This window comes from Nocardioidaceae bacterium SCSIO 66511 (assembly GCA_023100825.1).
Classification (GTDB): domain Bacteria; phylum Actinomycetota; class Actinomycetes; order Propionibacteriales; family Nocardioidaceae; genus Solicola.
The window spans coordinates 912,593-938,983 of sequence record CP095846.1 but is presented as its reverse complement, the minus strand read 5'-3'; the positions used below and the strand labels follow the sequence as shown (position 1 = coordinate 938,983).

Here is a 26,391-nt window from a genome sequence, read left to right as displayed (position 1 = left end):
CTCACACTTCCTCGACGCTGCTGGGCTCGCGACGCGAAAGGTCGATGCCCAGCTCTTCGGCAGCCCTGAAGACGTCTTCCTCGGCGTCTCTCAGCTCAACCGATGTGCCGTCGCTCGAGAGCACCTCGACGTTGAGACACAGGGACTGCATCTCCTTGACGAGGACCTTGAACGACTCGGGGATCCCTGGTTCGGGAACGTTCTCGCCCTTGACGATCGCCTCGTACACCTTGACGCGGCCGAGGATGTCGTCGGACTTGATGGTGAGCAGCTCCTGCAGCGCGAACGCCGCACCGTACGCCTCGAGCGCCCACACCTCCATCTCGCCGAACCGCTGACCACCGAACTGCGCCTTACCACCGAGCGGCTGCTGGGTGATCATCGAGTACGGACCGGTCGAACGGGCGTGGATCTTGTCGTCAACGAGGTGGTGCAGCTTGAGCATGTACATGTAGCCGACCGAAACCGGGTCGGGGAACTGCTCGCCGCTGCGCCCGTCGAACAACGTCGCCTTGCCGTCCGGGCCGACCATGCGGTCGCCGTCACGGTTCGGTCGGGTCGACCCCAGCAGGCCCTGGATCTCATCCTCACGCGCGCCGTCGAAGACGGGCGTTGCGAGGTTGCTGTCGGGCTGCGCGGAGTCGGCGCCGATCGCCGTCAAGCGCTTCTGCCACTCCTCGGACTTGCCATCGATCTCCCAGCCGGCCTTCGCGACCCAACCGAGGTGCGTCTCGAGAACCTGACCAACGTTCATCCGGCCGGGCACACCGAGCGGGTTGAGCACGATGTCGACGGGGGTGCCGTCGGGCATGAACGGCATGTCTTCGACGGGCAGGATCTTCGAGATGACGCCCTTGTTGCCGTGGCGTCCGGCGAGCTTGTCGCCGTCGGTGATCTTGCGCTTCTGGGCGACGTACACGCGGACGAGCTGGTTGACGCCCGGGGGCAGCTCGTCGCCCTCCTCGCGGTCGAAGACGCGGACGCCGATGACGGTGCCCTCTTCGCCGTGCGGGACCTTGAGCGAGGTGTCGCGTACCTCGCGCGCCTTCTCGCCGAAGATCGCGCGGAGCAGCCGCTCCTCCGGCGTCAGCTCGGTCTCGCCCTTCGGGGTGACCTTGCCGACGAGGATGTCGCCGTTGCCGACCTCGGCACCGATGCGGATGATGCCGCGCTCGTCGAGGTCGGCGAGCATCTCCTCGCTGACGTTCGGGATGTCGCGGGTGATCTCCTCCGGACCCAGCTTGGTGTCGCGTGCGTCGACCTCATGCTCCTCGATGTGGATCGAGGTGAGCAGATCGTCTTGTACGACCCGCTGGGAGAGGATGATGGCGTCCTCGTAGTTATGGCCCTGCCACGGCATGAACGCAACGAGGAGGTTCGTGCCCAGTGCCATCTCGGCCTCGTCGGTGCACGGGCCGTCGGCCAGCGGCGTGCCGACCTCGACCCGGTCGCCCTCGGAGACGAGCGGACGCTGGTTGATGCAGGTGCCCTGGTTGGAGCGACGGAACTTCGCCAGCCGGTACGTCTGGTTGGTGCCGTCGTCGTTCATGACCTCGACGTAGTCGGCGCACACCTCGGTGACGGCGCCGGGCTTCTTGGCCACGGTGACGTCGCCGGCGTCGACGGCGGCGCGGTACTCCATGCCGGTGCCGACGAGCGGGGCGTCGTTACGTACGAGCGGAACGGCCTGACGCTGCATGTTGGCGCCCATCAGCGCGCGGTTGGCGTCGTCGTGCTCGAGGAACGGAATGAGCGCCGTGCCGACCGAGACCATCTGGCGCGGCGAGACGTCCATGTAGTCGACCTCGTCGGCGGGCACCAGCTCTGCCTCACCGCCGCGCTCACGTACGAGGACGCGCTCTTCGGCGAACGTGCTCTTGTCGGTGAGCGGCGAGTTGGCCTGCGCGATGATGAAGCGGTCTTCTTCGCTCGCGGTCAGGTAGTCGACGTGGTCGGTGACCTTGCGCTTCTCGACCTTGCGGTACGGCGTCTCGACGAAGCCGAACGGGTTGATCCGCCCGAACGTGGCGAGCGAGCCGATCAGGCCGATGTTCGGACCCTCGGGAGTCTCGATCGGGCACATGCGGCCGTAGTGCGACGGGTGGACGTCACGGACCTCGTAACCGGCGCGCTCACGGGACAGACCACCCGGGCCGAGCGCCGACATACGACGCTTGTGGGTCAACCCGGCGAGCGGGTTGTTCTGGTCCATGAACTGGCTCTGCTGCGAGGTGCCGAAGAACTCCTTCAGCGCCGCAACGACGGGCCGGATGTTGATCAGGGTCTGCGGCGTGATGGCCTCGACGTCCTGAGTCGTCATCCGCTCGCGGACGACCCGCTCCATTCGGGCGAGGCCGGTGCGGAGCTGGTTCTGGATCAGCTCGCCGACCGTACGGATACGGCGGTTGCCGAAGTGGTCGATGTCGTCGGCCTCGACGTACGCGGTGCCGCCCGGGGCCTCCAGCTCGGTCTCGCCGGCGTGCAGCGCGACGATGTAGCGGATGGTGGCGACGATGTCGTCGACGGTCAGCGTCTGCTGGTCGAACGCCTCGGCGGTGCCGACCTTCTTGTTGATCTTGTAGCGGCCGACCTTGGCGAGGTCGTAGCGCTTGGAGTTGAAGTAGTAGTTGTCGAGCAGCGTCTGCGCGGCCTCACGCGTGGGCGGCTCGCCCGGGCGCAGCTTGCGGTAGATGTCGAGGAGCGCGTCGTCCTGGCCGGCGGTGTGGTCCTTCTCCAGGGTGGCGCGGATCGACTCGTACTGCCCGAACTCCTCGAGGATCTGCGCTTCTGTCCAGCCGAGCGCCTTCAACAGGACGGTGACGTTCTGCTTGCGCTTGCGGTCGAGGCGTACGCCGACGAGGTCACGCTTGTCGACCTCGAACTCCAGCCAGGCACCGCGCGACGGGATCACCTTGGCGGTGTAGATGTCCTTGTCGCTGGTCTTGTCGGGGGTGCGCTCGAAGTAGACACCCGGTGAGCGGACGAGCTGGGACACGACGACACGCTCGGTGCCGTTGATGATGAACGTGCCCTTGTCGGTCATCAGCGGGAAGTCGCCCATGAAGACCGTCTGCGACTTGATCTCGCCGGTCTCGTTGTTCATGAACTCGGCGGTGACGAACAGGGGCGCGGCGTACGTGACGTCGCGGTCCTTGCACTCCTCGACGGAGTTCTTGGGCGGCTCGAAGCGATGGTCGCGGAACGACAACGACATCGTGCCGGAGAAGTCTTCGATCGGGGAGATCTCCTCGAAGATCTCCTCGAGACCGGACTTGGTGGACACATCAGTGCGTCCGGACTCGAGTGCGGCTGTTACCCCAGCCTTCCACTCGTCGTCTCCGATCAGCCAGGAGAAGCTGTCGGTCTGCATCTCGAGCAGACCAGGAACCTCCATGGGCTCCTTGATCTTTGCGAATGAGATGCGAGGGTTGGTCGTAGCAGGTGCGGCAGTGCGCGAGGCGGCCAAGAGAGGGTCCTTCCGAGGGCTCGCTGTTCTCGATGAAGCTCATCCGGCTTGGGAATCCGGCGGATTCCGCGCAGGCCACATCGCCCCAGTCAAGGGGACCAAGGCGGGATGCAGGCAGCGCAAATAAGCAGTCTAGACCCACGACGGCAAGAACGCAACCGGCGACTATGCCCGGTTGCGAACCGCACGTCAAGCACCGTACCCCGGCGGGTTGGGCGTGCGCCAGCCTTCGTGGCGGCCGCTGGCCAGAGTTCGCGGACTTTTAGGTGCCGAACGCGCTCGCCAGCACCGAGAAGTCGGCGAACTCTGCCTACAGCCTCAGCCGCGCTTGACCGGATGTTTGGTGACGAGTCGCTTCTGAGGGGCATGGTCGTCGGATGCGCTGCTCGTTCCGAAGCGCATCGCACCCGCGGCGCGACCGAAGCACCGATCAGCATCGACGCTGATCCAGATACGACTGTGCTTCCGACCCTTCTTCACACCACAACGTTTCGTGATGAGCTTCATATGCTTGCGATCACGTGACTGACGCATCACGCCGCCCGTGACACCCTGCGAGGGTCCCAGCCAACTACCAAGTAGAAGTTGACCGGCCTGCGGGTCGGGCGGAGAAGTGAAATGACGTAGCCCTCACGGCCCATGCTCGAGTTGCGGAAGCGGGTCGCGACTCCGCTCGATTTCCCCCGTTCACAAACTTGGTAGCGACGATGTCGAGTTGCTTCTTGTCTCCACGCTTATCGTGCAGTGTCCGCTCCGCCGCCTGGGCGGGCGAGCCTATCGCAACGACGACAAGACTGGCCATTGCACCAATTGCAATTGATCTGAGCATTGCAATGTCATCTCCTCAGGCTTTGGATGGCTACCCGCGCACAGTGACGAATCCTATCTTGTGAGGCGACGCGATCCGCTGACAATTCAAGAAGAGCGAGGTCACCGAATCGTCTCGAGGTATCAACGTGTAGAACCAGGAGCCCGAACGACCAAAACGCAACCATACACGCTGTCCACTCTGATTCGGCAACGCGACCTTCAGGCGATCGCCGCGCAGTCGCAAAACTGATGGCTTACCACGCTTCAGCTTCGCACCCGTCCTACCGTCATCGATCTGCGACACGACTCGCTTCTTACCTTTCCCGACAACAATGAAGATCGCATTGTATTCGGAGGCTCCGGCTCCCATGTAGATCTTGATACGCTGCGCGTTCGAGTAGGCCTTAAGGCGTGCTACTGAGCCTTTTGATAGACGAATCCGAGCGCGCCAATTGTGGAGGACGACAGTAGACCCGCGCCTGACTTTTACGGGAACGTCGGCTCGCAGGCTAATCCGAAAACGGATCGGCTTGCCTTGTGGCATCTCGCACCGATGCTGCGACGTACCTCGAATGGCTTTTCGCCGAGCTGTTTCCCCGTCGATGCGATGGTTGGTATTGGAGTTCCGAACCTGCTCGCCATCGGCAACTAGTTTCATCTCTGAATGTGCGGTCGCCGAGCCCGCCATCAGGGCAACCACAGCCACGGCCACCCAAGCGACTCTGGCCAAACGCTTCTTCACCGTAGCCCCCTCGTCGTTCCTCGTTCGGTTATACACGGCGTGTCACGCGCGGTTTCGCAGTGACCGCGCCGAAGATGGCCGAGGCCATAGTTGCGTGCCGCACGACGATAGTTTCCAGCACCCATCGCTCAGTAGTTCATCTCAGCGAACCTTGATCACACCGAGACGCCGATCCTTTTGCTTACCCTTTCCGGCCACGGAGCACTTCCACGGCTGCTTCTTTCCTCCCATTACCAATGGCATTCGATAGTGTTGGACGTACCCAAGGTGCTTCGGGAGAAGAACCACTAGTCTCTCCGCCGACTGCGGAGCACGCACCTTAACCCGACCCGGACTGTAGGTTACGTTCTTATGCCCCAGCCGCAACCTCACGAAGCGTCCACGTTTATGGTTCGAACGCACATATTCTTGGCGGCCTTGCCACTTTACAACAAGGCCAATCGGCTTACCATGGTTCGACTTTCCGACCAGGTAACGTGCGCCAGCATTAGCCGCTACACGCTTGACACCCTGCTCGTGCTTCAACTTCCGAACGAGCCTCCGACTTAACGTCAACCTCGCCCGAAACTTCCGCACCCTCGCAATCTGCCCACTCGCAAGCACCGTCGGGAACTTTCCAGCAAGGTGAACACGAACATCTTGCGGGCCACCGATCAACTGATCAACCACGGAATTTATTGCCTTACACCTGTAGTCGGCTGTGGCCTTCATGAACTTGGTTCGACCGCTGGTGCTCGGCGCCGCGACATTGGGCTGCGTAGCCACACTAGACGGACCAGTGCTCAACCCAAATGTCAACACGCAGCCTATGGTCGCGAATATGACTCGTGAATTCACCGTCGTCCCCTCGTCGTCCCTCGTTCGGTGATACACCGCGTGTCACACACGGTGACCCAGTGACCGTAACGGAAGGTGACGGAGGCCACAACCGGAGCTAGACGTAGCGGATGCCGTCGACGAGCCAGTCGCCGTCCTGCTTGACCATCGTGAAGACGGCTCGGTTGCCGACGGGGTTCTGTTGTTCGCCGTCCGAGGTGCTTTCCTGGTCGATGAACAGCAACACCGACGCCTTGTCGTCGCTGCACTCGTCACCGCACTCCATCGGCGCAACGTCGACGACCGCGGCTTCGGTCTGCTGCTTGTTGCGTTTGACCACGTCCGGGAAGGTGCCTTCGACGGTGCAGTCCTCCTGGCCCGGGAACGCTTCGCAGTACGGCTTCGTGTATAACTCGCCGTACTCCTTGGCGAAGTCGTCGGTCATCGTCTTCTCGGCCGCGGCCCGATCGTCATCGAGGCTCTGGTAGCTGTAGCTCAAGATCGTCTCGGCGGCGGTTGCCGCGGATGACGTCGCGTCCTCACGATTGTCGGCGAAGGCCTGATCGTCGTTGCGATCATCGAGGTACCCGAAGCCCACGTAGGCCACGAAAACAAGTGCAGCGATCATCACGACCATCAACGCGCCCAGCCACCACCAGGTCTCTCGCGGCGGTACTGCAAGGTCGAACACGCTCTTGCGCGCTCGGTCCGGTGCCGGGTCGGCGTCGGGAGTGGGGGTGTCACTCGTATCCGCGTCCGCAGGCTCAGTCTCGACCGTGTCCGATGGGCTATCGGTCTCCGCGCCGGCGGCGGATTGACCGTCTTCGACTGCTTCGGGGGCCGCCTCGGTGTCACCGCCCGTTTCGGCCTCGCGGCGACGGCGTGCTGCGTCACCGGCAATCCGGCGACGGTTGCTCCCAGAAGGACTCGGGGTCATCACTGTTCACCGTCCTCGTCGCCCGTGGCAGGCGTGACCAGGGTGCAGTTCGAGACCAGCCAGTTGTCCCCGTCGAGCTCGAGGTCGAGCCTGAGGCGCAAGGGCTGCGCGAGCAGCGGAACTCGCTTACCTTTCATCACCGCCGACGTGGCGAAATCGGCTGCAAGGATGACGCGTGCCGAATCCGAGTCGACGGTCTCGACAGCCCGCTCGCGAACCTCGCCCTCATAGAGCTGCTTGCGCTGCTTCGCGGCCTGCGCGGTCGCCTCGTCGGCAACCGCGGGTACGAACCCTGCGACAGTCGACCAGCACGGACTGTCGGTGCCGTCGGTCAGCTGGTCGGCGAGCTCGCCTGCATACGCCTTCACGTCCTTGGTGGCGTCGAAGTCGGTCAGGAGGCTCGTGAACCGTTCCGCGGCGACAATCGCGTCCTGCCGATTCGAGTCGTTCGTCTCCTCGGTCGTCGCCGGAGGCGCTGCCACCAGCCAGATGCCGACACCTGCCGCGATCACGGCGATGACTACGAGCACGATCGCGATCGGAAGTGCTGCGGTACGGGCACGCTCATCCTGCTTGACCTCAGTCGAGTCGTCGGCGGCCGGCTCGACCTGGTCGTCTTCTGCTTCGCTCATTGAGTAACCGATGGTGCCATCATCAGGTTCGTCCACGAGTCCGAGGGCGGCTCATCGGTGGCAGACGGGGCCGGCCGCGACAGGCCGTCGGGCACATCGGTGCTGAACTCGCCGGACTCCTCGTCGTACACACCGGCGACCGGGGCACCGCGAAGCGATTGGTTGTTCTGCACCCCACGCGCGTTGGTCTTCGATGCGGGCTCGTTGCAGACACGGCCAACAAGTTTGCGTGCCCCGAGATCTGAAGGCTTCGGGAGGTCCGTAAGCGGAACGTATCCACTCTCGCAGTACGGCGGCTCCTTGCTCACGGCCATCGCGAGCCGGATCTCGTACTTGCCATCTCGGTCCTTCGACAACACGCTGAATCCGTTCTCAACCGCGTACGGAGCAAGAACGAGAACTCCGCGAAGACCAGGAAGGTTCGCCACCGTCAGCCTGTTGAGACTCTGCAGGTTCCCGATCAATGCTCCAATACTCTTCTTGTTCTCGTCGAGCAACGCACTGATCTCGTCGGCCGTGCCGGGCGCGTCCTCCAGCACCGCCCGCAGGTCAGGATCGGACTCACGCAGCGCATCAGAGAAGTCGGCGAGATCCCGGCTGAACGATCGGATGCTGCTCCCAACCGCAATCTGCCCGTCCAGCACCGTCGAACCGTCACGGATCAGCTGAGCAGTGACGCCGAACCGCTTGTTCGCGGTCTCGATGAACGAGTTCGAGGTATCGATGATCTTGCTGATGTCCTGACCGGTACCGTCGAAACCGACGCCGAGCTCGTGCACCACCGTACGCAGATCGTGCGTGTTCACAGATCCTACAAAGCTCGAAACGTTGGCGAGCAGATCCTGAGTCGAGATCGGCGTCGTCGTGTCAGCCTGTTCGATGACGGAGCCGTCTGCCAAATAGGGCTCCGAGTCTGTCCGTGGTTGAAGGTCAACATACTGCTCGCCGACGGCCGATTTGTCCGCGACAACCGCTTCGAGGTCACTCGGGATGTCGTCGTTGGTGTCATCAATGCTCAGGGTCGTGTGGACACCTGTCTCCGACAACTTCAGATCGCTGACCCTGCCAACGCTCACGCCACGATAGGACACGTCAGCACCAACGAAGATGCCTCCGGATTCCGGCAGATCCACAGTCACGTCGTACGTACGGTCGATGACGAGGCGATCCACCTGAGCGTACCTTGCACCGACATATGCAATGCCGACCAGCGTGAGTACAACAAAGATGAGGAGTCGCAGTCTTGTTGCGCGTGTGATCATTCGCTAACGCTTCCGTCCAAAAGCAGCTGCTCAAGTCCGTTCGACGAGTTATCGCTCTCAACGGACTCCCGCTCTGACCGCGCATCCGCGCTACGCCGACTCACGCCCATCGCTGCGAGAAACTTCTTGTACTCGGCAGGTGACATGTCGTCGATGATCGGCTGCAACTCCGGGTTGAACGTCAGGCTCGCATTCAGAAATGCCCCCTTGTTGTACGCGCGCGCCTCGACCGGTGTATCCCCAACCAGGGAGTCCGGGAATGGAGCAGTAAGTAGCAGACGAAGCGACCGCACAAGCGAGTCGCCGCTTCGATTCAAATTACGCAACACAGGCGCCAGGTCACGGAGATTTGCCACCGTGTCCGCACGAGACCGTCGGATTACTCTTGTGCCGACCTCGCTGAACCTATCAAGCTTCCCAAGCATACGAACAAACTCGTCACGCTGATCATTCAGCACTCGAACCGCGCGGGGAACGTCGTCAAGCGCCGCCTCGATGGCATCGCTCTGATCGTTTGCACTCTTGCCCAGTCGACCGACCTTTCGCAGCGCCGCGACGAGCTCTGGCTTCTGCCGGTCAACATCTCCCATGAACTTACTCAGCCGTCGGAGAACTGACTTTACTTCGTCCTCGCGGCCATCGAAGATGCGATTCATCTCCCTCGTGATGGCTTGCAACTGGGCGACCCCGCCGCCATTCAGTACCATCGACAAAGCGCCGAGCACCTCTTCGATTTCGGGGTTTTTGCCGGTGTTCTCTAGCGGAATGGTGTCGCCCGACTCGAGGTCATCACGTGCCGGTTCCGTCGGCGCCGCGAGGGATACGAACTTCTCGCCCAGGATACTCGTCTGTCGAATCTCAGCCGTCGCGTTCGACGGCATTTCCACCGAGTTGCGCATCTCAATCGTGACGACCGCATTCCAGTCTTTCATCTCGATATCGGTCACCTTACCAACCGTGACGTCGTCGACCTTGACCGCGCTCTGCGGCACCAAGTCGAGAACATCACTGAACTGGATCGTCACCTCGGTCGGATTGTCTCCGACGTCCGCACCCCCGGGGAGAGGAACGTCATATACGGAATTGAATCCGCAACCGGTCGCACCAAGTACGAGAACACTACTCACGCATATCATTGAAATACGTGACCTATTGCTCGCAATCACTCTGTCACCTCCGCCATCAAACTAGCCACGCCACTGGCGTCATCGAGACGACGGAGCTGCTCTAGCCTCGGTCTTCTGGCAGGACTATTGCCCTGCAAACCACGCTTGAGCAGCATGTCAACAGCATTCGGCGGAAACTTGACGAGGCAGTCAATTCGCTCGCTGCCTCCCGGCTGCGATGCACCGGTGTCGCCTCCGAACCGTCCCAAGAAGGAGCATGGTGCGAGCAGGTTGCCTCCCCAGGCGGCGATATTCGAAGGAGTGACTAGTCCAGACTCGAAGCCGGACGTCGCCGCACCAGCTTGGATCGCGATGGTGGAGCGCGCATTGAGAGCACCAACGGACGGATCGTATGCAAGAACTTGGTTGCTCAGAGCGGTTGGCGCCGTGTCAAAGATCCGCGAGAGATTACGCCTCTGGTTCACAAGCTGATCCGTCACGTCAACCAGGGCGCTTACGTTGCGCTTCAGCGTTCCTCGGTTCTCGCGAACGTAAGACCGGATCTTGTCAAGCGAGCCACCCAAAGCGCCTAGCGCACCAGCCAGATCCCTGCGCTCGCCGGAGAGCATGCTCGACACTTCGGCCAAGCTCCTGTTGAATCTGCGAACCGCCGCGTCGTTGTCCGCCAGCGCACCAACGAATCGCTCAAGCTGCGTCATACTACCGAAGAGCTCGTCCTTATTGTCGTCCAAAGTCCCAGTGAGCTTGGACAGGTCCTCGAGCGTACGGTGAAACTTCTTGCCTTGCCCGTCGAACGCCTTCGCACTACTGCTCAGGAGCCGATCTAGCGCTCCGTTCTTGTTCGCACCCTCTGGGCCAAGCGCGGTCGCGAGCTGATCGAGTGAGTCATAAACCTGATCGAGTTCCACCGGAATGGCAGTTTGGGAGGCGTCGAGGACAGTATCGTCCTCCATTTCTGGACCCGACTCGTACGCGGGCGTCAATTGGATGTACCTGTCACCGACGATCGCGGGCGAGACAACAACTGCCTTTGCGTCGGCGGGCACCTTGTAGTCCGAGTCCCACGACAGGTCAACCCGAACCTTCTCACCCATGGGCTCGACCGAGTCGACACTTCCCACGGGCACGCCCAAGATCCGAACGTCAGCTCCCTCATACAAGGAAACAGTTCGCTCGAAATCCACCGTGATATGCGTTCGCGAGTCGCCCCCTGGACGCACAATCAGTAGAAGCCCGGCAATTAGAGCAAGGGCCACCAGCGTGACTCCTGCCATCAGCACCGTTCGTGTCTTCGTCATCCGCAATAGCTGCTTCCGGTCTCACCACAGAGAATTAAGTTGGTCACATTTTCGATCCAGGAATCGAGCCATGGCCCGTTTCCGCTCTGACCTGCGAGACCCGTGTAGTACTTCGGGAGCGCGCCGAGGGCGCGGTCGATCTGATCGTGGTTGGCCTGGAGAACCCTTACGACCCCACGCAGGTGGTCGAGGGCGGGTTTCAAGTCTCCCCTGGTGTCCGCGACGAGACGTTCCGTCTGATTGGCTAATGTCCGGGTGGATACCAGGATGTCGTGGATTGCATCGCGGCGGGCAGTCAACGCTCGGAACAGGGTGCTGCTGTCCTTGAACAGCGTGATCAGCTCGTCATTGCGATCCGCGAGCGTCCCGGAGAGGTCGTCGACATTCTTCAGCAACGTGTTGATCTGCTGGTCGCGCGCGGCAAGGTTCTTGGACAGTCGCGATACCCCGTCTAGCGTTCCTCGCAGATCCTTGGGCACGTCGTCCATCACATCGGCAAGGGTGTCGAACGACTTGCCCAGCTGTTTGGTGTCGATCTCCTGCGTCGTCGTGGACAGATCGGAGAACGCCTGCACCACATCGTAGGGCGGCGTGGTGCGGTCGACGGGGATGTCGTCACCCGCGTCCATGGTCTCGGGCCCGTCAGACTGGATGGAGACCATCATCGCGCCGAGCATCGTCTTGATCTTGATCGCGGCGAGTGACTCCGAGCCTAGGTCGACGCCATCCTCCACCAGCATCTCGACTCGGACCGTATCGCCTTCTAGGGTGATGTCTTTGACCTCACCGACCTTGATACCCGCGACGCGGACATCGTCGCCCGCGCGCAGCCCACCGGCCTCGGTGAACTCGGCGTAGTACGTGTTACCGCCGCCGATCAGTGGCAGCGACTCGGCGCGGAACGCGGCGAGCATCATCACGGCGATGACGGCAATCGAAACGAGCCCGACGACGACGAGATTGCGCTCGCGAAATGGCTTCACGATGCGCACCTCTTCTCGTAGTACGGGTTATTGACGACGACGCCGCTGTAGATGCTCTGAGCTTTCTCGTAGCCGGGGACCCCTGGCAACGCGGGAATATTGATATCGCTTGAGAGTTCGCACGGCACGACACCACCGAGCGGTCCGAAGTCGCCCGCCAGCCCGAGCTTCGTCGCCTTGATCGGCAGGATCTTGATGATCTCGTTGAGCTCCTTACGCATCACCGGTCGGTCAAGCCGGGTGGACAGCTCGCGCAGCTGCTTGATGTCGGTCGTCAGCGCGGGGCGTACGTCCGTGACGAGCGACGCCGTCTCGGTCGTGAGGTCGTCGATCGAGTCGAGCGCGTTCGTGATCGCGCCGCGATCGTTGTTCAGCCCGCTCATGAACCTCTGCAGCGTGACGATCGTGTCGTCGAGTTCCTCGTCGCGGTTGTTCAGCGTGTCGAGTAGGTCGTTGAAGTTCGTGATCACGCTGCCGATGAGCTTGTCGCGGTTGGCGAACGTCTGCGACACCGATGCGGTACGAGACAGCAGCGTCTCGATCGTGCCGGACTCACCCTGCAGCACCTGCACCAGCTCGCTGGCCAGCTTGTTGGTGTCCTCCGGCGACAGCCCCTGGAACAGCGGCTTGAAGCCGTTGAACAGCGCCGACAGGTCGAGCGCCTCGGTCGTCTGCGACAGCGGGATCATGTCGCCGGACTCCATCGCCGAGTCGGAGCCCTTCGACCCCCGCTCCAGCGAGATGTAGCGCTGACCGATCAGATCGCGGTACTTGATTGTCGCCTCGGTCGACTGCGGCAACGTGGTGTTCTTGTTGACCGCCATCGTCACGATCGAACTCTGGTTGTCGTCACCCAGCTCGACGCTTTCGACGGTGCCGACCCGCACGCCGGCGATACGTACGTCATTGCCCTTGATCAGTCCGGTGGTGTCGCTGAACTCCGCCTTGTACGTCTGGCGGTCCTCGAACGAGATGTTGCCGATCGTGATCGCGAGCACCGCGGTAGCCAGCGTCGTCACCAGGATGAAGATCAGCAGCTTCACCAGCGAGCCGGCGCTCTGCTTGTCGAGTCCCTTACGAGCCATCAGCGATCACCCCCGACCACGGGAGCGGGGCGACCGAGGCTGGTGTACTTGTTGTGGTCGTTGTTCACGCCGAACTTGCGCAGCAGCTCCAGCGGCGCACCCGGGCCCCACGTGCCGTTGCCGTACGAGGAGTTCGGCGCCGACAGGCAGCTCGGTGCCAGCACCGACGACTGGTCGCTCATCGGCGGCAGGATCGGCGTCTCGCTGCCGGAGTACGGAGTGGGCTGCTTGACCGGGTACAACACGCGCCCGTGCAGCGTGTTGTTGCGCAGCGCCTGGTTCAGTCGCGGCAGGATCTTCGCGGCTCCCCTGGTCACACACGGCGCGATCGGCGAGTACTCCGCCAGCAGCGACATCGTCGGCCGCGCCTGCTGGTTGAGCCGGATCAGCCCGGTGCCGTTGTACGAAAGGAAGCTCCGCCCCACATCGGAGAAGTCGCTCACCGCGGAGAACACCTCGGCCAGCTGGTCCTGCTTCTCCACGATCGTGTCGCCGGTCTCTACCGCGTTGCGCAGCAGCGTGCCGAGGTCGGGCATCGCGTCGGCGTACGTCTCGGACACGTCACCGAGCTTGACGATATCGTCGACGAGCTCGGGCGAGACGGTGTTGAGCTTCTTCAGGTAGTCGTTGAGGTTCTCGATGTTCTGGCCGATCTCCTCGCCGCGCCCGTCGAGCGCCGTCGCCAGCGCGTTCAAGGTCTTCGACAGGTCGGCCGGCTTGACCGCACGCAGCAACGGATACAGGTCGTTCAGCAGGGTCTCGACCTCGGCCGGCACCTTCGCCTGGCTGATCACGTCACCCTGGGCGATGGGCGTCGTCACCGCACCGCTGGGGATCTGCAGGTCTACGTACTTCTGTCCGAACAGTGTCTTCGGGACGATCAGCGCCGACACATCGGACGGGATCTTCTCTACCTGGTCGGGGTCGAGATCGAGGGAGATCTCGGCACCCTCGCCGTCGGGCGCGAGCTCGATGTCGTTGACCGACCCGACGAGCACGCCGCGCATCTTGACATCGCCGCCCTCGCTCAGCTGCAGGCCGGACGACGGCGCGATCATCGACACCTCGACGGTGTCTCGGAACGTCTTGTTGAAGATGCCCCACGTGATCCACAGCACGATCAGCATCAGCACGATGAATGCGATGCCGAGCGTGCGCACGGTCGACGTGCGTTCGAGCACAGGGGTACGGGCCATCGCGCTAACCCGCCAATCGAACCGTCGTCGTCGTACCCCAGATCGCCATCGACAGCAGCAGGTCGACGACGTTGATCGCAACGATCGAGGTACGAACAGCGTGGCCGACGGCGACACCGACGCCGGCCGGGCCACCGGTCGCGTAGTAGCCGTAGAAGCAGTGGATCATGATCACCACGACGGCGAATATCAGGACCTTGAAGAAGGACCACAACACATCGCCGGGTGGTAAGAACAGGTCGAAATAGTGGTCGTACGTACCCGGACTCTGCCCGTACGCGACCGTGACCACGAATCTCGTCGCGAAGTACGAGGCGAGCAGACCCACGATGTAGAGCGGGATGATCGCCGCGAGGCCGGCGATGACCCGGGTTGTGACGAGGTACGGCAGCGACGGGATCGCCATCACCTCGAGGGCGTCGACCTCCTCGCTGATCCGCATCGCGCCGAGCTGGGCGGTGTAGCCGCAGCCGACCGTCGCGGCGAGCGCGATGCCTGCGACCAGCGGCGCGATCTCACGGGTGTTGAAGTACGCCGAGATGAACCCGGTGAACGCGGACGTGCCGAGCTGGTCGAGCGCGGTGAAGCCCTGTAGCCCGACCTCGGTGCCGGTGAAGAACGACATCGCGGTGATGACGCCGATCGTGCCGCCGATGATCGCGAGGCCGCCGGTGCCGAACGTGACCTCGGTCAGCAGCCGGAGGATCTCCTTCGGGTAGCGCACGAGCACGCGCGGTACCCAGATCAGGGCACGGATGTAGAACGCGAGCTGATGGCCGAGGTTGTCGACGCTACCGAGTGGGCGCTGGTAGATGGTACGTAGATCTGCCATAGCTATATCGCCTTCTCTGGCACGATCTGGAAGTACATGGCGCTCATGAAGAAGTTGATGACGAACAACAGCATGAACGTGACGACCACGGCTTCGTTCACCGCGTCGCCGACACCCTTTGGCCCGCCCTTCGCGTTCATGCCCTTGTAGGCGGCGACGATCGCGGCCACCAGACCGAAGACGAGCGCCTTGGCCATGCCCTGCCACAGGTCTGGTAACTGCGCCAGTGCTGTGAACGAGGCGAGGTACGCGCCGGGCGTACCGCCCTGCAAGATGACGTTGAAGGCGTACCCGCCCATCACGCCGACGATGCTGACGAGGCCGTTCAGGAACACCGCGACCAGCATGCAGGCGAGCACCCGCGGCACGACGAGGCGCTGGATCGGGTCGATGCCCAACACCTGCATGGCGTCGAGCTCCTCGCGGATCTTGCGCGCGCCGAGGTCGGCCGCGATCGCGGATCCGCCCGCACCGGCGACCATCAGAGCCGTTGCGATCGGGCCGGCATTTCGTACGATCGCGATCACCGCCGCCGAACCCGTGAACGACTGGGCGCCGAACTGGCTGATCAGCGAACCCGTCTGCAGTGCGATCACCGCACCGAACGGGATCGCGACGAGTGCGGTCGGGAAGATCGTGACCGACGCGATGAACCAGGCTTGGTTCAGGAACTCCCGCAGCTGAAACGGGCGCCGAAAGATCGAGACGATGACGTCGAGCCCGAACGCAAAAAGGCTGCCCGCCACCCCGATGGGTCGGGCGAGCGTCGTGAGTGTCCCGGCCATCAGCGCTGCCCGTCGTGAGCGACGTCAGGCGGGATGCATCGCAAGGCCGAGGAGGGAAGTCGGTGATAGCACACCTTCGACCGACGAGAACGCAGCGAGGCGCCCGTCCGGGCGTCGCGCAACAGGGTATGTGCTGGTGGCCGGGGCACTGGTGTCACGCAGCACCGCCGGGGGCCATGGACATGTCCTGGCGGAATGATCCGGGGGGCGGGGTGACGCCGTTCTCGCGGCACCACTCGCCGGGCGGGCGCTGCCCCCGACGCGGGCGCCCGTCGGACGGCATCACCTGCATCGGGATCGGCGGCAGCGGAGGCATCTCGTATTGCGCCTCCTGGGCTAGCTCGTCCTGGTCCTTCTCCTCGGTCATGCCGATCGGGCCGGCCTTCTGCGCATTCAGGAACTGGCGTACGGCCGGCTGGTCGCTGGACAGGAGCATCTCGCGGTGCCCGAACATCGCAAGGTGCTGGTGATAGAGCATGCCGATGTTGTCGGGGACGGTACGCGCGGTGTTGATGTCGTGGGTGACGATCAGGAACGTCGCGTCGATCTGCGCGTTGAGGTCGATGATCAGCTGGCTGATCAGGGCGGTACGTACGGGGTCGAGGCCGGAGTCGGGCTCGTCGAAGAGCACGATCTCGGGATCGAGTACGAGGCCGCGGGCGATGCCGGCACGCTTGCGCATACCGCCGGAGATCTCACCGGGCAGTTTGTCCTCGGCGCCGATGAGTCCGACCATCTCCATCTTCTCCATCACGATCTGACGGATGTCGGACTCGGACTTCTTGGTGTGCTCACGCAGCGGGAACGCGACGTTGTCGTAGAGGTTCATCGAGCCGAACATCGCGCCGTCCTGGAACAGCACGCCGAAGAGCTTGCGGATCTCGTAGAGATCCTTCTCCTTGCAGCTCGCTACGTCGGTGCCCTCGATGGTGATGGAGCCACGGTCGGGCTTGAGGAGGCCGATCAGGCTCTTCAGGAAGACGGACTTGCCGGTACCGGACGGCCCGAGGATCACCGAGATCTCGCCGGGTGGCAGCGTGAGGGTGACATCGCCCCAGATGAGCTGGTTGCCGAAGGACTTCGTCAGCCCTTCCACCTGCACTGCAACGCCCACGCACGCGCCTCCTTGCCTGCATGGAGCGATCGCCGCTCCCGCGGCCACCGCTCCCCTGGGTTTATCTGCACGGGTCGTACGACCCGGTCGAACTCTGTGTGGCGCCCTCGTCAGGCGCCGCCGATCATCTGCCGGTTGTTCCCGGACGAGGTGTGACGCTCATCCTAAACAAGCGTGGATGCTACCTGAGGGTAACCTGCAGTTACAACCCCTGGTGTCGGGGCGTTACCGCACCGTTGCGGGCGGGTAAGACCGCACCGTCTCCACGCACTGCAGGTACGCCAACGGGCGGCCAGCGCAATGCCTGGCCGCCCGTTGCTCAGGCCCGCGAGGACCTGGATGCGATCACTTGACGCTGACGGTGGCGCCGGCGCCCTCGAGCGCCTCCTTGGCCTTGTCAGCGGCTTCCTTGTTGACCTTCTCTACGATCGGCTTCGGCGCGCCCTCGACGAGCTCCTTGGCCTCCTTGAGGCCGAGGCTGGTGAGTCCGCGAACCTCCTTGATGACCTGGATCTTCTTATCGCCGGCGGCCTCGAGGATGACGTCGAACTCGTCCTGCTCGGCTGCGCCGTCATCGGCTGCCGCGCCGCCCGCGGCGGGGGCTGCGGCAACGGCCGCGACAGGCGCGGCGGCGGTGACGTCGAAGGTGTCCTCGAACTGCTTCACGAACTCGCTGAGCTCGAGGAGGGTCATCTCCTTGAACGTGTCCAGCAGCTCGTCGGTGCTCAACTTCGCCATGGTGGCGTTTCCTTCCTGGATGGTGTTGCTTGGTGCGTACGTGGGGTGGGTCAGTCCTGGGACTCGGCTGCGTCCTCTGCGGGCGCAGGAGCCGGCTCCTCGGACGTGGCCTCGCCGGCGCCGCCGATCACGGACGGGTCGGACTCGGCCTTGGTCTGCAGCGCTCCGACCGCGCGGGCCGCCTGGGCCAACGGGGCGTTGAAGAGCGCGGCTGCCTGGCTGAGGCTGGCCTTCATGCCGCCCGCGAGCTTGGCGAGGAGGACCTCGCGCGACTCGAGGTCGGCCAGCTTCTTGATCTCGTCGGCGTCGAGCGACTTGCCGTCGAGCACGCCGCCCTTGATCACGAGAGGTTCGTTCGCCTTGGCGAAGTCACGCAGACCCTTCGCGGCCTCGACCGGGTCGCCCTTGATGAAGGCGATGGCCGAGGGGCCGACCAGCAGGTCGTCGAATGCATCGACGCCGGCTTCGCGGGCCGCGATCTTGGTCAGGGTGTTCTTCACCACGGCGTAGCTGACGTCCTCACCGAGCGAGCGGCGCAGATCCTGCAGCTGCTTGACGGTGAGACCGCGGTACTCGGTCAGCACGGCACCGTTGCTGTTACGGAACTCGTCCGCAAGCTCGGCGACCGCGGCTGCCTTGTCCTGGCGCGCCATGGGTCTCCTTCTCATTTCGTCGGTATGCGCCGAATGCGCTGGCCCGTAACGGGCCCGGAAACGAAAGGAGCCCCGGCGCAGGCGCACGGGGCGAAGACGTACGAAACGTCTTGGCTTACGATCTCCTGCGCGGGCCGCCCACCTGAGTGGGACCTTCGTACTGACCAGCGGTCTTCGGCGCAAGCAAGCATATAGGGCGCGCCCGCCGCGTACCAAATCCGGCCCGTGCGTACGAGCTCTTGGAGGCTAGAGCGGCTGGAATCCCCAGAGCATCAACCCGAGATCGTCATCGTTGCCGATGCCGGTGATGATCCGGATCACCGTGACCAGCGCCAGCAGCGCCGCAACCGTCACGATCCATTTGCCGAGGCGGGTGTTGACCAATTTGTCGTCGGTCCAGTCGGCGTACGGACCGGTCATGCGCTGGTAGAGCCAGTACGCGGTGCCGCCCGCAAGTAGCAGCCATACGAGTAGGCAGAGGCCATCGGACAGCGGACCGCTCGCGTACGCGATGCCGCTGACGAGCCACCCGAGCAGCAGACCGACGCTGCCCGCCACAACGGGCGCGCCGGTGGCGTCGATCCGGATGGCGCGCACGGTCACATCGAGGTCGAGAAGTCGAGCTCCGAGCCGTCGATGACATCACCGTCGGACGGAGCCTCGATCTCGACGGACTCGCCCCACTTGGTGAACGTCATCTCCATGCCCATCGGCACGGTGCCCTCGTCGATGTCCATCGTCAACTTGCGGAGCAGGTCGTCGTCGCCGATCCAGACGTACGCGATGACGCTCTCCGGCAGATCGCCGGTCGTACCGCCCATGCCACCCGGGGAGTCCATCATGGTGTTCATACTGGACCCGTCCATCGTGAGCTTGTACTTGGTCGCCTCGACGCCGTCGATCTGCTCGGTCTCGTCGGTCTTCTCGAAATCCTTCAACGAGCCCGCGAGCTGCTCGACCATGGCGTTCGGGTCGACCTGCTCGAGCGACGCGCCCATCGGGTTGCTCTCGTCGTCCAGGTTGAACTCGGCGAACTTGCCTTGGGTGTACGAACCCATGTTCAGATACATGACTCCGTCGACGAGGCGCATCTCGAGGTCGCCGACCATCGGCATCTCCATGCTCATCGACATCTTGGAGTCCTTCGGGTCATCGGACTCGGGATCCATCGCCATATCGCCCGAGCCGCTCATATCGAAGCCGGACGCCTCGATGCTCATCTCGAAGTGGGCAGTCTTGGCCTTGCTCTGCGCATCGGAGACCGACGACGCGAAGGTGTCTTCGGTCAAGGCGCCCGACGCCTGCGCTGCCGAGGAGTCGTCACCGCCCGACGAGGTGCCGTCGGCCGCGTCTTCGGCGTTGCCGCAAGCGGTCAGCGAAAGCGCGGCGGCCGCCGAGAGCGCGACCAGAGTCTTACGTACCTTCATCGGAGCTGCCCCAAGTGATGTAGTCGATTTGTCGCCACCTACGACGTCCAAGAGTACCGAACGGTTCCGGTACGGCGACCGTGACGAACGACTCGGCGGGCTGCCGACGGCCCGCGATCGCGTCCGTCGACAACCCGCCGAGTGATGTTGCAGAGGAGTCAGTCGTCCTCGGTGACCGCACGGGTGCGGTTCGGGTCGACCGGGATGCCCGGGCCCATCGTCGTCGAGAGCGTCACCTTGCGAAGGTAACGACCCTTCGAACTGGCGGGCTTGAGCCGCAGCACCTCATCGAGTGCGGCGGCGTAGTTCTCGGCGAGCTGCTGCTCGGAGAACGACGACTTGCCGATGATGAAGTGCAGGTTGGCGTGCCTGTCGACGCGGAACTCGATCTTGCCGCCCTTGATGTCGCCGACGGCCTTGCTCACGTCGGTGGTGACGGTGCCGGTCTTCGGGTTGGGCATCAGGCCGCGGGGGCCGAGTACGCGGCCGAGGCGGCCGACCTTGCCCATCATGTCGGGCGTCGCCACGACGGCGTCGAAGTCGAGCCAACCGCCGTTGACCTTCTCGACCATGTCGTCGTCGCCGACGTGATCGGCGCCCGCCTCGCGAGCGGCTTCCGCATTGGCTCCGGTAGCGAAGACCAGGACCCTGGAGGTCTTGCCGGTGCCGTTGGGAAGGTTGACGGTGCCGCGCACCATCTGGTCGGCCTTACGCGGGTCGACGCCGAGACGCATGGAGACGTCGACGGTCGCGTCGAACTTGGTGAGGTTGCCCGACTCCTTCGCGAGTTTGACCGCCTCGAGCGGGCTGTAGAGAGCGTCCTTGTCGATCTTCTTGGCGATCGAGTTGTACGACTTGCTGCGCTGTGCCACTGGTGTGTCTCTTTCTCTTCCGGCCGCCGGGGCGGCCAACCAGGTGTGGTGTGCGGGCCAGCGTGTGCCCTACCACGGAACTGTTGGGTTGTGCTGTCAGCCGTCGACGGTGACGCCCATGGAGCGGGCGGTGCCTTCGACGATCTTCATCGCGCCGTCGACGTCGTTGGCGTTCAGGTCGGGGAGCTTGGTGTTCGCGATCTCGCGGACCTGGTCGCGGCTGAGCTTGCCGACCTTGTCCTTGTGCGGGATCGCCGATCCCTTGGAGAGCCCGGCTGCCTTCTTGATCAGCTCGGCCGCCGGCGGCGTCTTGGTGATGAAGTCGAACGAGCGGTCCTCGTAGATCGTGATCTCGACGGGGACGACGTTGCCGCGCATGGACTCTGTCTGGGCGTTGTACGCCTTGCAGAACTCCATGATGTTGACGCCGTGCGGGCCGAGCGCGGTGCCGACCGGCGGCGCAGGCGTGGCCGAGCCGGCCTGGAGCTGCACCTTGACCAGCGCGGCGATCTTCTTCTTGGGGGGCATTGATGGGGTCCTTTGTCTGCGTTATCTGGTGTTGCGTACGTCGGCGGCTCAGACCCGCTGGATCTGGGAGAAGCTGAGCTCGACCGGCGTCTCCCGGCCGAAGATCTCCACCAGGGCCTTGACCCTGGCGGCGTCGACGTTGATCTCGGTGATCGTGGCATGCAGCGTGGCGAACGGGCCGTCGACGACCATGACCGAGTCGCCGACCGAGAAGTCGGTGAACTCGACCTTCGGCGTCTTGGCCTGCTGCGCGGGCGCCGCTGCCTCCTCGGGCTCGGCCTCCGGCTCGATGGTCGGAGCGAGCATGTTCTCCACCTCAGCGAGGCTCAACGGCACCGGCTGATGCGAGTGCCCGACGAACCCCGTGACCGACGGCGTGTGGCGTACCGCGCCCCACGACTCGTCGTTGAGGTCCATCCGGACGAGAACGTAGCCGGGCAGAACGGTGCGCTTGACCATCTTTCGCTGGCCGTTCTTGATCTCGGCGACCTCCTCGGTCGGTACGACGACCTCGAAGATGAAGTCCTCCATGTTCAGGGAGGTGACGCGGTTCTCGAGGTTCGTCTTCACGCGGTTCTCCATGCCGGAGTACGTGTGGACGACGAACCAGTCGCCGGGCTTGCTGCGCAGCTCCTGGCGGAAGTCCTCGAGCGGATCGGGCGCTGTCGTCGACCCGTCGTCATCGGCGGCCTCGGCCTCGTCGGCCGCTGCCTCAACCGCAGCCTCGGGCTCGCCGGCCGCATCCTCGACCAGCGCGTCGGCGGCCGGGTCGGCGACGGTGTCGGCGGTGTCGGCGTCACCTGCGTCCGCAGCCGCATCGGCGGCCGGGTCGTACGCCTCGGCACCGGCCTCGCCCGCGGTCTCGGTCGCCTCGAGGGCAGCGTCCAGCCCGATCTCGACCTCGTCGACCTCGATGTCCTGCTCGAGGTCGGAGTCACCCTCGGGAGCGACGTCCTCGAGCGCCTGATCGAGCTCAGGCTCGTTGTACGACTGGGACACGGTTGGTTACGCCACCTTCACCATCAAGCCGACCCGCGGGGGTCAGGCGAACACCGCGAACATCGCCTTGCCGAACCCGAAGTCCAGCCCGGCGACGATCGCCATCATCACGAGTACGAAGACGAGCACGACGAAGAAGTACGTCACGACCTGGTTCTGCGTCGGCCAGACGACCTTGCGAAGCTCGGCAACGACCTGTCGGTAGAACGTGGCCGGGGACGTACGTCCGCCGCGTTTCCCGCTCGGGGTCGAGGCGCGTGTATCGCTCACCACATTCCACCTACTACTCGTCGACTCTTCTCGTACACCCCGGCCGGGTGGCCGAGGTGGTTCGCAGGGCAGGAGGGACTTGAACCCCCAACCTTCGGTTTTGGAGACCGATGCTCTGCCAGTTGAGCTACTGCCCTATGGCGGTTCCGGCGCGCGGCGCGACCATGCAACACCGGTGTTGGTGAGGGCATGACGACCAAGCGTGGAAATCCACCGCGTGACGAGTGTACGGGAGCAGGCGGTCGCCGTCGAACTCAGGCGTACGTCGGGCGGAGTTCGCGGACTTTCAGGTGCTGCCGAGCGTCGACGACAACGAGAAGTCCGCAAACTCTCGACGACGGGTCCGGCAAGCGGGATACCGCGTAGCGTGCGCTCAACCGCAGTGCAACGATAGGCACATGACTTCGTCGGCTTCCTCCGCAGCCCCCTCCACCGCGCGCCGGGTCTCCGCTCGCATCGGCGGCATCACCGAATCCGCGACGCTCGCCGTCGACACCAAGGCCAAGGCGCTCAAGGCCGCCGGCCGCCCCGTGATCGGATTCGGCGCCGGTGAGCCCGACTTCCCGACGCCCGACTACATCGTCGACGCCGCGGCAGCCGCGTGCCACGACCCCGTGAACCACCGCTACTCCGCCGCCGGCGGCCTGCCCGCTCTCAAGGACGCGATCGTGGCCAAGACCGCGCGCGACTCGGGGTACCAGATCGACGCCGCCCAGGTGCTGGTGACCAACGGCGGCAAGCAGGCCGTGTACGAGACGTTCGCGACGCTGCTCGACCCGGGCGACGAGGTGCTGCTGCCGACTCCGTACTGGACGACCTACCCCGAGTCGATCAAGCTGGCCGGGGGTGTCGCCGTCGACGTCGTCGCCGATGAGACCCAGGACTACCTGGTGACCGTCGAGCAGCTGGAGGCGGCGCGCACCGACCGTACGAAGGTCCTGCTGTTCTGCTCGCCGTCGAACCCGACCGGCGCGGTCTACCCCCGCGAACAGGTCGAGGCGATCGGACGCTGGGCGGTCGAGCACGGTCTGTGGGTCGTCACCGACGAGATCTACGAGCACCTCACCTACGACGGCGTCGAGTCGGTCTCGATGCCGGTCGTCGTGCCCGAACTCGCCGATACGTGTGTCGTGCTCAACGGCGTCGCCAAGACGTACGCGATGACCGGCTGGCGAGTCGGATGGTCGATCGGTCCGCGCGATGTGATCAAGGCGGCGACCAGCCTGCAGTCGCATGCGACCTCCAACGTCGCGAACGTCTCGCAGCGCGCCGCGATCGCGGCCCTCACCGGCGATCTGTCGGCCGTCGACGAGATGCGCAACGCGTTTGACCGACGCCGCCGCACCATCGTCGAGATGCTGAACGCGATCGACGGCTTCGAGTGCCCGACACCGACCGGTGCGTTCTACGCGTACCCGTCCGTGAAGGGCGCCCTGGGTCGCCCGGTCGGCGATGTCACACCGACGACGTCGGTCGAGCTCGCGGCCGCGATCCTCGACCAGGTCGAGGTCGCCGTCGTACCCGGCGAGGCATTCGGCACGCCCGGCTATCTGCGGCTTTCGTACGCCTTGTCCGACGACGATCTGGTCGAGGGTGTCTCGCGGATCCAGAAGCTGCTCGGCACGGCCTGAGGCCGCCTCCATTGCGACCGGTAGCCACCCTCCCGAAGGCTCACCTGCACCTGCACTTCACCGGCTCGATGCGTCATCCGACGCTGGTGGAGCTCGCGGAGCGCGACGGCATTCCGCTGCCCAGCGCGCTCGTCGACGACTGGCCGCCGCAGCTCAGTGCCGCCGACGAGAAGGGTTGGTTCCGGTTCCAGCGGTTGTACGACGTAGCGCGGTCGGTACTCCGCACCGAGGCAGACGTACGCCGTCTGCTGCGTGAGTCGGCCGAGGAGGACCGCGCAGACGGATCGGTGTGGATGGAGATCCAGGTCGACCCGTCGGGGTACGCCGGCCTCTTCGGTGGCGTCACGGCGTTCACCGACCTGGTGCTCGACGCGGCCCGCGAGGCAGAGCGCACTGTCGGGATCGGCATCGGGGTGATCATCGCCGCGAACCGTACGAAGCATCCGCTCGACGCGCGCACGCTGGCGCGACTCGCGGCACAGTACGCGGGTCGCGGCGTGATCGGCTTCGGCCTGTCGAACGACGAACGCCGGGGCACGACGTCGGACTTCGAGCGGGCCTTCGCCATCGCTCGACGGGCCGGCCTGGCGAGCCTGCCGCACGGTGGCGAGCTACGCGGCCCCGCGAACATCGACGCCTGCCTGACGTACCTGCACGCCGACCGGCTCGGCCACGGCGTACGCAGCATCGAAGACCCCCGCCTGCTCGATCGGATCGTCCACGACGGCATACCCCTCGAGGTCTGCCCCGCCTCGAACGTCGCCCTCGGCGTGTACGACACGTACCAGGAGGTGCCCGTACGCGAGCTCGTCGCGGCGGGCGCCCAGCTCGGCCTCAGCGCCGATGACCCGCTGTTGTTCGGCTCGCGGCTCGCCGCGCAGTACTCGATCCTGCGCGCGGCACAGGGTTTCTCCGATGAGGAGCTGGCCGACCTGGCTCGTATGTCGCTGCGTTCGTCGCGGGCGCCGAGTGACATCGTCGAGGCCGGACTCAAGGGCATCGACGAATGGCTGAGCACGCCGCCCTGACCGCACCCCCACTGGGCCGCGCGTTTCGGCCCTCATTCCGGCGAAATCGGGGCAGAAACGTGCGGCCCAGCGGGGGTGTGGTTACGCGGATACCTGATCGTCCAAGGGAGCCGCGGTCATCCGGTTCGCGAACGCGCTGAGCGTGTATGTACCGATCGCGAGTACGACCTCGAGCGCGTTCCGCTCGTCGTAACCGGCCTGTCGGAAGCGCTCCACCACCGAGTCCTCGACGACGCCGTGACCGTCCATCGCCGCGAGCGTGAAGGTACGCAGCGCTTCGTACTTCTCATCTCGCAGCGGAGTACGGTCGCGTAACGCTGCGATGAGTGCCGGCGACGCGTCGAGCGCCTCGAGTCTCGCCGAGTGCATGGCAATACAGACGTGGCAGTCGTAGCGGGTCGCGATCGTCATCACGACGACCTCCCGCGAGACCGGGTCGAGGCTGGCCCGCTCGAACTGCGCGTTGGCGGCCGAGAAGGCCTCGACCGTCTCCGGAGAGTTGGCCATCAGCGAAACGGCCGCGGGCAGGTATCCGAACGCGCCCTCGATGGCGCCCAGCCGGCGCCGTGCGGGCTCCGATGCGGTTTCGGTCGTATGGCGTGGGAAGTCGAGCACTGGATTCTCCTGGGCTAGATTGGTCAACATGGTTGACCACATAGTAAACCTGGTTGTCGATAATGCCAACTGAGAATCCTGCGTCGCCCGGATACGAACTACCGCTGCTGTTGTTCGGCGGCTTTCGTACGCTGATCGACGAGCTGCACGCCGAACTCCGCGATCAGGGCCATGCCGAGCTGCGACCCGTACACGGGTTCGCGATGCAGGCGATCGGCCTCGACGGCGCCACCGCGAGCGAGGTCGGCCGACGGCTCGGCGTCACCAAACAGGCCGCCGGCAAGACGATCGACGGCCTCGAACGACTCGGCTATGTCACCCGCACCGCAGATGAACACGATGCGCGCCGCAAGGTTGTCGTACTCACCGACGCCGGCATCGACGTGCTGCGGCGGTCCGCAGCGATCTTCGACGATCTACGCGCCCGCTGGGTGCGTACGCTCGGCGAAGGTCGGGTCGATGCGCTCGAAGCCGATCTGCGCAAGGTGGTCGGTCCGCACGCGTACCGGCTCGATGCGCCCGCGTGGTTCGGTGCTTGACTCGCG

Annotated in this window: 25 protein-coding genes and 1 tRNA gene; 3 read left to right on the top strand and 23 right to left on the bottom strand. The window is 64.3% G+C overall.

Features of this window, described 5'->3' with window-relative positions:
* Window position 1 precedes the first annotated feature (1 nt).
* The 22 genes from rpoB to MU582_04250 all read right to left on the bottom strand — a co-directional run bounded on the left by rpoB (window position 2) and on the right by MU582_04250 (window position 22,709).
* Window positions 2-3,466, bottom strand: a complete 3,465-nt coding sequence (rpoB, locus tag MU582_04355; GenBank protein ID UPK75874.1) for a DNA-directed RNA polymerase subunit beta — start codon at window positions 3,464-3,466, stop codon at window positions 2-4.
* A gap of 859 nt (window positions 3,467-4,325) precedes the next feature.
* The gene (locus MU582_04350; GenBank protein UPK75873.1) at window positions 4,326-5,018 is read right to left on the bottom strand and encodes a hypothetical protein; all 693 of its coding nucleotides are present in this window, start codon (window positions 5,016-5,018) and stop codon (window positions 4,326-4,328) included.
* A 934-nt stretch (window positions 5,019-5,952) separates the two neighbouring features.
* On the bottom strand, window positions 5,953-6,771 hold the full coding sequence (locus tag MU582_04345; GenBank protein ID UPK75872.1) for a hypothetical protein: 819 nt from the start codon (window positions 6,769-6,771) through the stop codon (window positions 5,953-5,955).
* Window positions 6,771-7,403: a hypothetical protein gene (locus MU582_04340; protein ID UPK75871.1), complete on the bottom strand. Its 633-nt coding sequence runs from the start codon at window positions 7,401-7,403 to the stop codon at window positions 6,771-6,773. The genes MU582_04345 and MU582_04340 overlap by 1 nt, the downstream gene beginning before the upstream one ends.
* Window positions 7,400-8,665, bottom strand: coding sequence for an MCE family protein (locus tag MU582_04335; GenBank protein UPK75870.1), 1,266 nt, complete (start codon window positions 8,663-8,665; stop codon window positions 7,400-7,402). The genes MU582_04340 and MU582_04335 overlap by 4 nt, the downstream gene beginning before the upstream one ends.
* On the bottom strand, window positions 8,662-9,792 hold the full coding sequence (locus tag MU582_04330) for an MCE family protein (GenBank protein UPK75869.1): 1,131 nt from the start codon (window positions 9,790-9,792) through the stop codon (window positions 8,662-8,664). Before MU582_04330 ends, MU582_04335 begins: the two co-directional genes overlap by 4 nt.
* A 35-nt stretch (window positions 9,793-9,827) precedes the next feature.
* Window positions 9,828-11,090 (bottom strand): MCE family protein, encoded by a 1,263-nt coding sequence (locus MU582_04325; protein ID UPK75868.1) that lies wholly within the window; start codon window positions 11,088-11,090, stop codon window positions 9,828-9,830.
* Window positions 11,087-12,007: an MCE family protein gene (locus MU582_04320; GenBank protein ID UPK77108.1), complete on the bottom strand. Its 921-nt coding sequence runs from the start codon at window positions 12,005-12,007 to the stop codon at window positions 11,087-11,089. Before MU582_04320 ends, MU582_04325 begins: the two co-directional genes overlap by 4 nt.
* 62 nt (window positions 12,008-12,069) lie before the next feature.
* Complete coding sequence (locus MU582_04315; GenBank protein UPK75867.1) at window positions 12,070-13,158, bottom strand: MCE family protein; 1,089 nt, start codon at window positions 13,156-13,158, stop codon at window positions 12,070-12,072.
* On the bottom strand, window positions 13,158-14,354 hold the full coding sequence (locus MU582_04310; GenBank protein UPK75866.1) for an MCE family protein: 1,197 nt from the start codon (window positions 14,352-14,354) through the stop codon (window positions 13,158-13,160). The genes MU582_04315 and MU582_04310 overlap by 1 nt, the downstream gene beginning before the upstream one ends.
* A gap of 4 nt (window positions 14,355-14,358) precedes the next feature.
* Window positions 14,359-15,186: an ABC transporter permease gene (locus tag MU582_04305; GenBank protein UPK75865.1), complete on the bottom strand. Its 828-nt coding sequence runs from the start codon at window positions 15,184-15,186 to the stop codon at window positions 14,359-14,361.
* Window positions 15,187-15,188: 2 nt separating this feature from the next.
* The gene (locus tag MU582_04300; protein UPK75864.1) at window positions 15,189-15,971 is read right to left on the bottom strand and encodes an ABC transporter permease; all 783 of its coding nucleotides are present in this window, start codon (window positions 15,969-15,971) and stop codon (window positions 15,189-15,191) included.
* A gap of 154 nt (window positions 15,972-16,125) precedes the next feature.
* The gene (locus MU582_04295; protein ID UPK75863.1) at window positions 16,126-17,085 is read right to left on the bottom strand and encodes an ABC transporter ATP-binding protein; all 960 of its coding nucleotides are present in this window, start codon (window positions 17,083-17,085) and stop codon (window positions 16,126-16,128) included.
* A 345-nt stretch (window positions 17,086-17,430) separates the two neighbouring features.
* On the bottom strand, window positions 17,431-17,823 hold the full coding sequence (gene rplL, locus MU582_04290) for a 50S ribosomal protein L7/L12 (GenBank protein ID UPK75862.1): 393 nt from the start codon (window positions 17,821-17,823) through the stop codon (window positions 17,431-17,433).
* A gap of 50 nt (window positions 17,824-17,873) precedes the next feature.
* Entirely contained in the window at window positions 17,874-18,476 is a 603-nt protein-coding gene (gene rplJ, locus MU582_04285; GenBank protein ID UPK75861.1) for a 50S ribosomal protein L10, read from the bottom strand.
* 246 nt (window positions 18,477-18,722) lie between these two features.
* A complete protein-coding gene (locus MU582_04280) occupies window positions 18,723-19,073 on the bottom strand; it encodes a hypothetical protein (protein ID UPK75860.1) in 351 nt (116 codons plus the stop codon).
* A gap of 2 nt (window positions 19,074-19,075) precedes the next feature.
* Window positions 19,076-19,903 (bottom strand): LppX_LprAFG lipoprotein, encoded by an 828-nt coding sequence (locus MU582_04275; GenBank protein UPK75859.1) that lies wholly within the window; start codon window positions 19,901-19,903, stop codon window positions 19,076-19,078.
* 158 nt (window positions 19,904-20,061) lie between these two features.
* Window positions 20,062-20,775, bottom strand: coding sequence for a 50S ribosomal protein L1 (gene rplA, locus MU582_04270; GenBank protein UPK75858.1), 714 nt, complete (start codon window positions 20,773-20,775; stop codon window positions 20,062-20,064).
* Between the two features lie 96 nt (window positions 20,776-20,871).
* Window positions 20,872-21,303 carry a 50S ribosomal protein L11 gene (gene rplK / locus MU582_04265; protein ID UPK75857.1) on the bottom strand — a complete coding sequence of 144 codons (432 nt, stop codon included), beginning with the start codon at window positions 21,301-21,303 and terminating at the stop codon, window positions 20,872-20,874.
* 48 nt (window positions 21,304-21,351) lie between these two features.
* A complete protein-coding gene (nusG, locus tag MU582_04260) occupies window positions 21,352-22,302 on the bottom strand; it encodes a transcription termination/antitermination protein NusG (GenBank protein ID UPK75856.1) in 951 nt (316 codons plus the stop codon).
* Between the two features lie 42 nt (window positions 22,303-22,344).
* The gene (gene secE / locus MU582_04255; protein UPK75855.1) at window positions 22,345-22,572 is read right to left on the bottom strand and encodes a preprotein translocase subunit SecE; all 228 of its coding nucleotides are present in this window, start codon (window positions 22,570-22,572) and stop codon (window positions 22,345-22,347) included.
* A gap of 64 nt (window positions 22,573-22,636) precedes the next feature.
* A tRNA-Trp gene (locus tag MU582_04250) sits at window positions 22,637-22,709 on the bottom strand.
* 261 nt (window positions 22,710-22,970) lie between these two features.
* Between MU582_04250 and MU582_04245 the strand changes: the two genes are divergently transcribed.
* Together MU582_04245 and MU582_04240 are read left to right on the top strand one after the other, a co-directional pair.
* Window positions 22,971-24,203 carry a pyridoxal phosphate-dependent aminotransferase gene (locus tag MU582_04245; protein ID UPK75854.1) on the top strand — a complete coding sequence of 411 codons (1,233 nt, stop codon included), beginning with the start codon at window positions 22,971-22,973 and terminating at the stop codon, window positions 24,201-24,203.
* 11 nt (window positions 24,204-24,214) lie between these two features.
* Window positions 24,215-25,231, top strand: a complete 1,017-nt coding sequence (locus tag MU582_04240; protein UPK75853.1) for an adenosine deaminase — start codon at window positions 24,215-24,217, stop codon at window positions 25,229-25,231.
* Window positions 25,232-25,312: 81 nt separating this feature from the next.
* On the opposite strand, the gene MU582_04235 is transcribed toward MU582_04240, so the two are convergent.
* On the bottom strand, window positions 25,313-25,876 hold the full coding sequence (locus MU582_04235; GenBank protein ID UPK75852.1) for a carboxymuconolactone decarboxylase family protein: 564 nt from the start codon (window positions 25,874-25,876) through the stop codon (window positions 25,313-25,315).
* Between the two features lie 32 nt (window positions 25,877-25,908).
* Here MU582_04235 and MU582_04230 point away from each other — a divergent pair, with 32 nt between their 5' ends.
* On the top strand, window positions 25,909-26,385 hold the full coding sequence (locus MU582_04230; GenBank protein ID UPK75851.1) for a MarR family winged helix-turn-helix transcriptional regulator: 477 nt from the start codon (window positions 25,909-25,911) through the stop codon (window positions 26,383-26,385).
* Window positions 26,386-26,391: the final 6 nt, after the last annotated feature.

Coding starts and splice junctions, on each gene's coding strand:
- MU582_04340 (UPK75871.1), bottom strand. CDS start 7,403: ATGAGCGAAGCAGAAGACGACCAGGTCGAGCCGGCCGCCGACGACTCG.
- MU582_04320 (UPK77108.1), bottom strand. CDS start 12,007: ATGATGCTCGCCGCGTTCCGCGCCGAGTCGCTGCCACTGATCGGCGGC.
- MU582_04315 (UPK75867.1), bottom strand. CDS start 13,158: ATGGCTCGTAAGGGACTCGACAAGCAGAGCGCCGGCTCGCTGGTGAAG.
- rplL (UPK75862.1), bottom strand. CDS start 17,823: ATGGCGAAGTTGAGCACCGACGAGCTGCTGGACACGTTCAAGGAGATG.
- rplK (UPK75857.1), bottom strand. CDS start 21,303: ATGCCCCCCAAGAAGAAGATCGCCGCGCTGGTCAAGGTGCAGCTCCAG.
- MU582_04275 (UPK75859.1), bottom strand. CDS start 19,903: ATGAAGGTACGTAAGACTCTGGTCGCGCTCTCGGCGGCCGCCGCGCTT.
- rplJ (UPK75861.1), bottom strand. CDS start 18,476: ATGGCGCGCCAGGACAAGGCAGCCGCGGTCGCCGAGCTTGCGGACGAG.
- MU582_04305 (UPK75865.1), bottom strand. CDS start 15,186: ATGGCAGATCTACGTACCATCTACCAGCGCCCACTCGGTAGCGTCGAC.
- MU582_04345 (UPK75872.1), bottom strand. CDS start 6,771: ATGACCCCGAGTCCTTCTGGGAGCAACCGTCGCCGGATTGCCGGTGAC.
- MU582_04335 (UPK75870.1), bottom strand. CDS start 8,665: ATGATCACACGCGCAACAAGACTGCGACTCCTCATCTTTGTTGTACTC.
- MU582_04300 (UPK75864.1), bottom strand. CDS start 15,971: ATGGCCGGGACACTCACGACGCTCGCCCGACCCATCGGGGTGGCGGGC.
- MU582_04235 (UPK75852.1), bottom strand. CDS start 25,876: ATGTTGACCAATCTAGCCCAGGAGAATCCAGTGCTCGACTTCCCACGC.
- MU582_04230 (UPK75851.1), top strand. CDS start 25,909: ATGCCAACTGAGAATCCTGCGTCGCCCGGATACGAACTACCGCTGCTG.
- MU582_04325 (UPK75868.1), bottom strand. CDS start 11,090: ATGACGAAGACACGAACGGTGCTGATGGCAGGAGTCACGCTGGTGGCC.
- MU582_04310 (UPK75866.1), bottom strand. CDS start 14,354: ATGGCCCGTACCCCTGTGCTCGAACGCACGTCGACCGTGCGCACGCTC.
- MU582_04245 (UPK75854.1), top strand. CDS start 22,971: ATGACTTCGTCGGCTTCCTCCGCAGCCCCCTCCACCGCGCGCCGGGTC.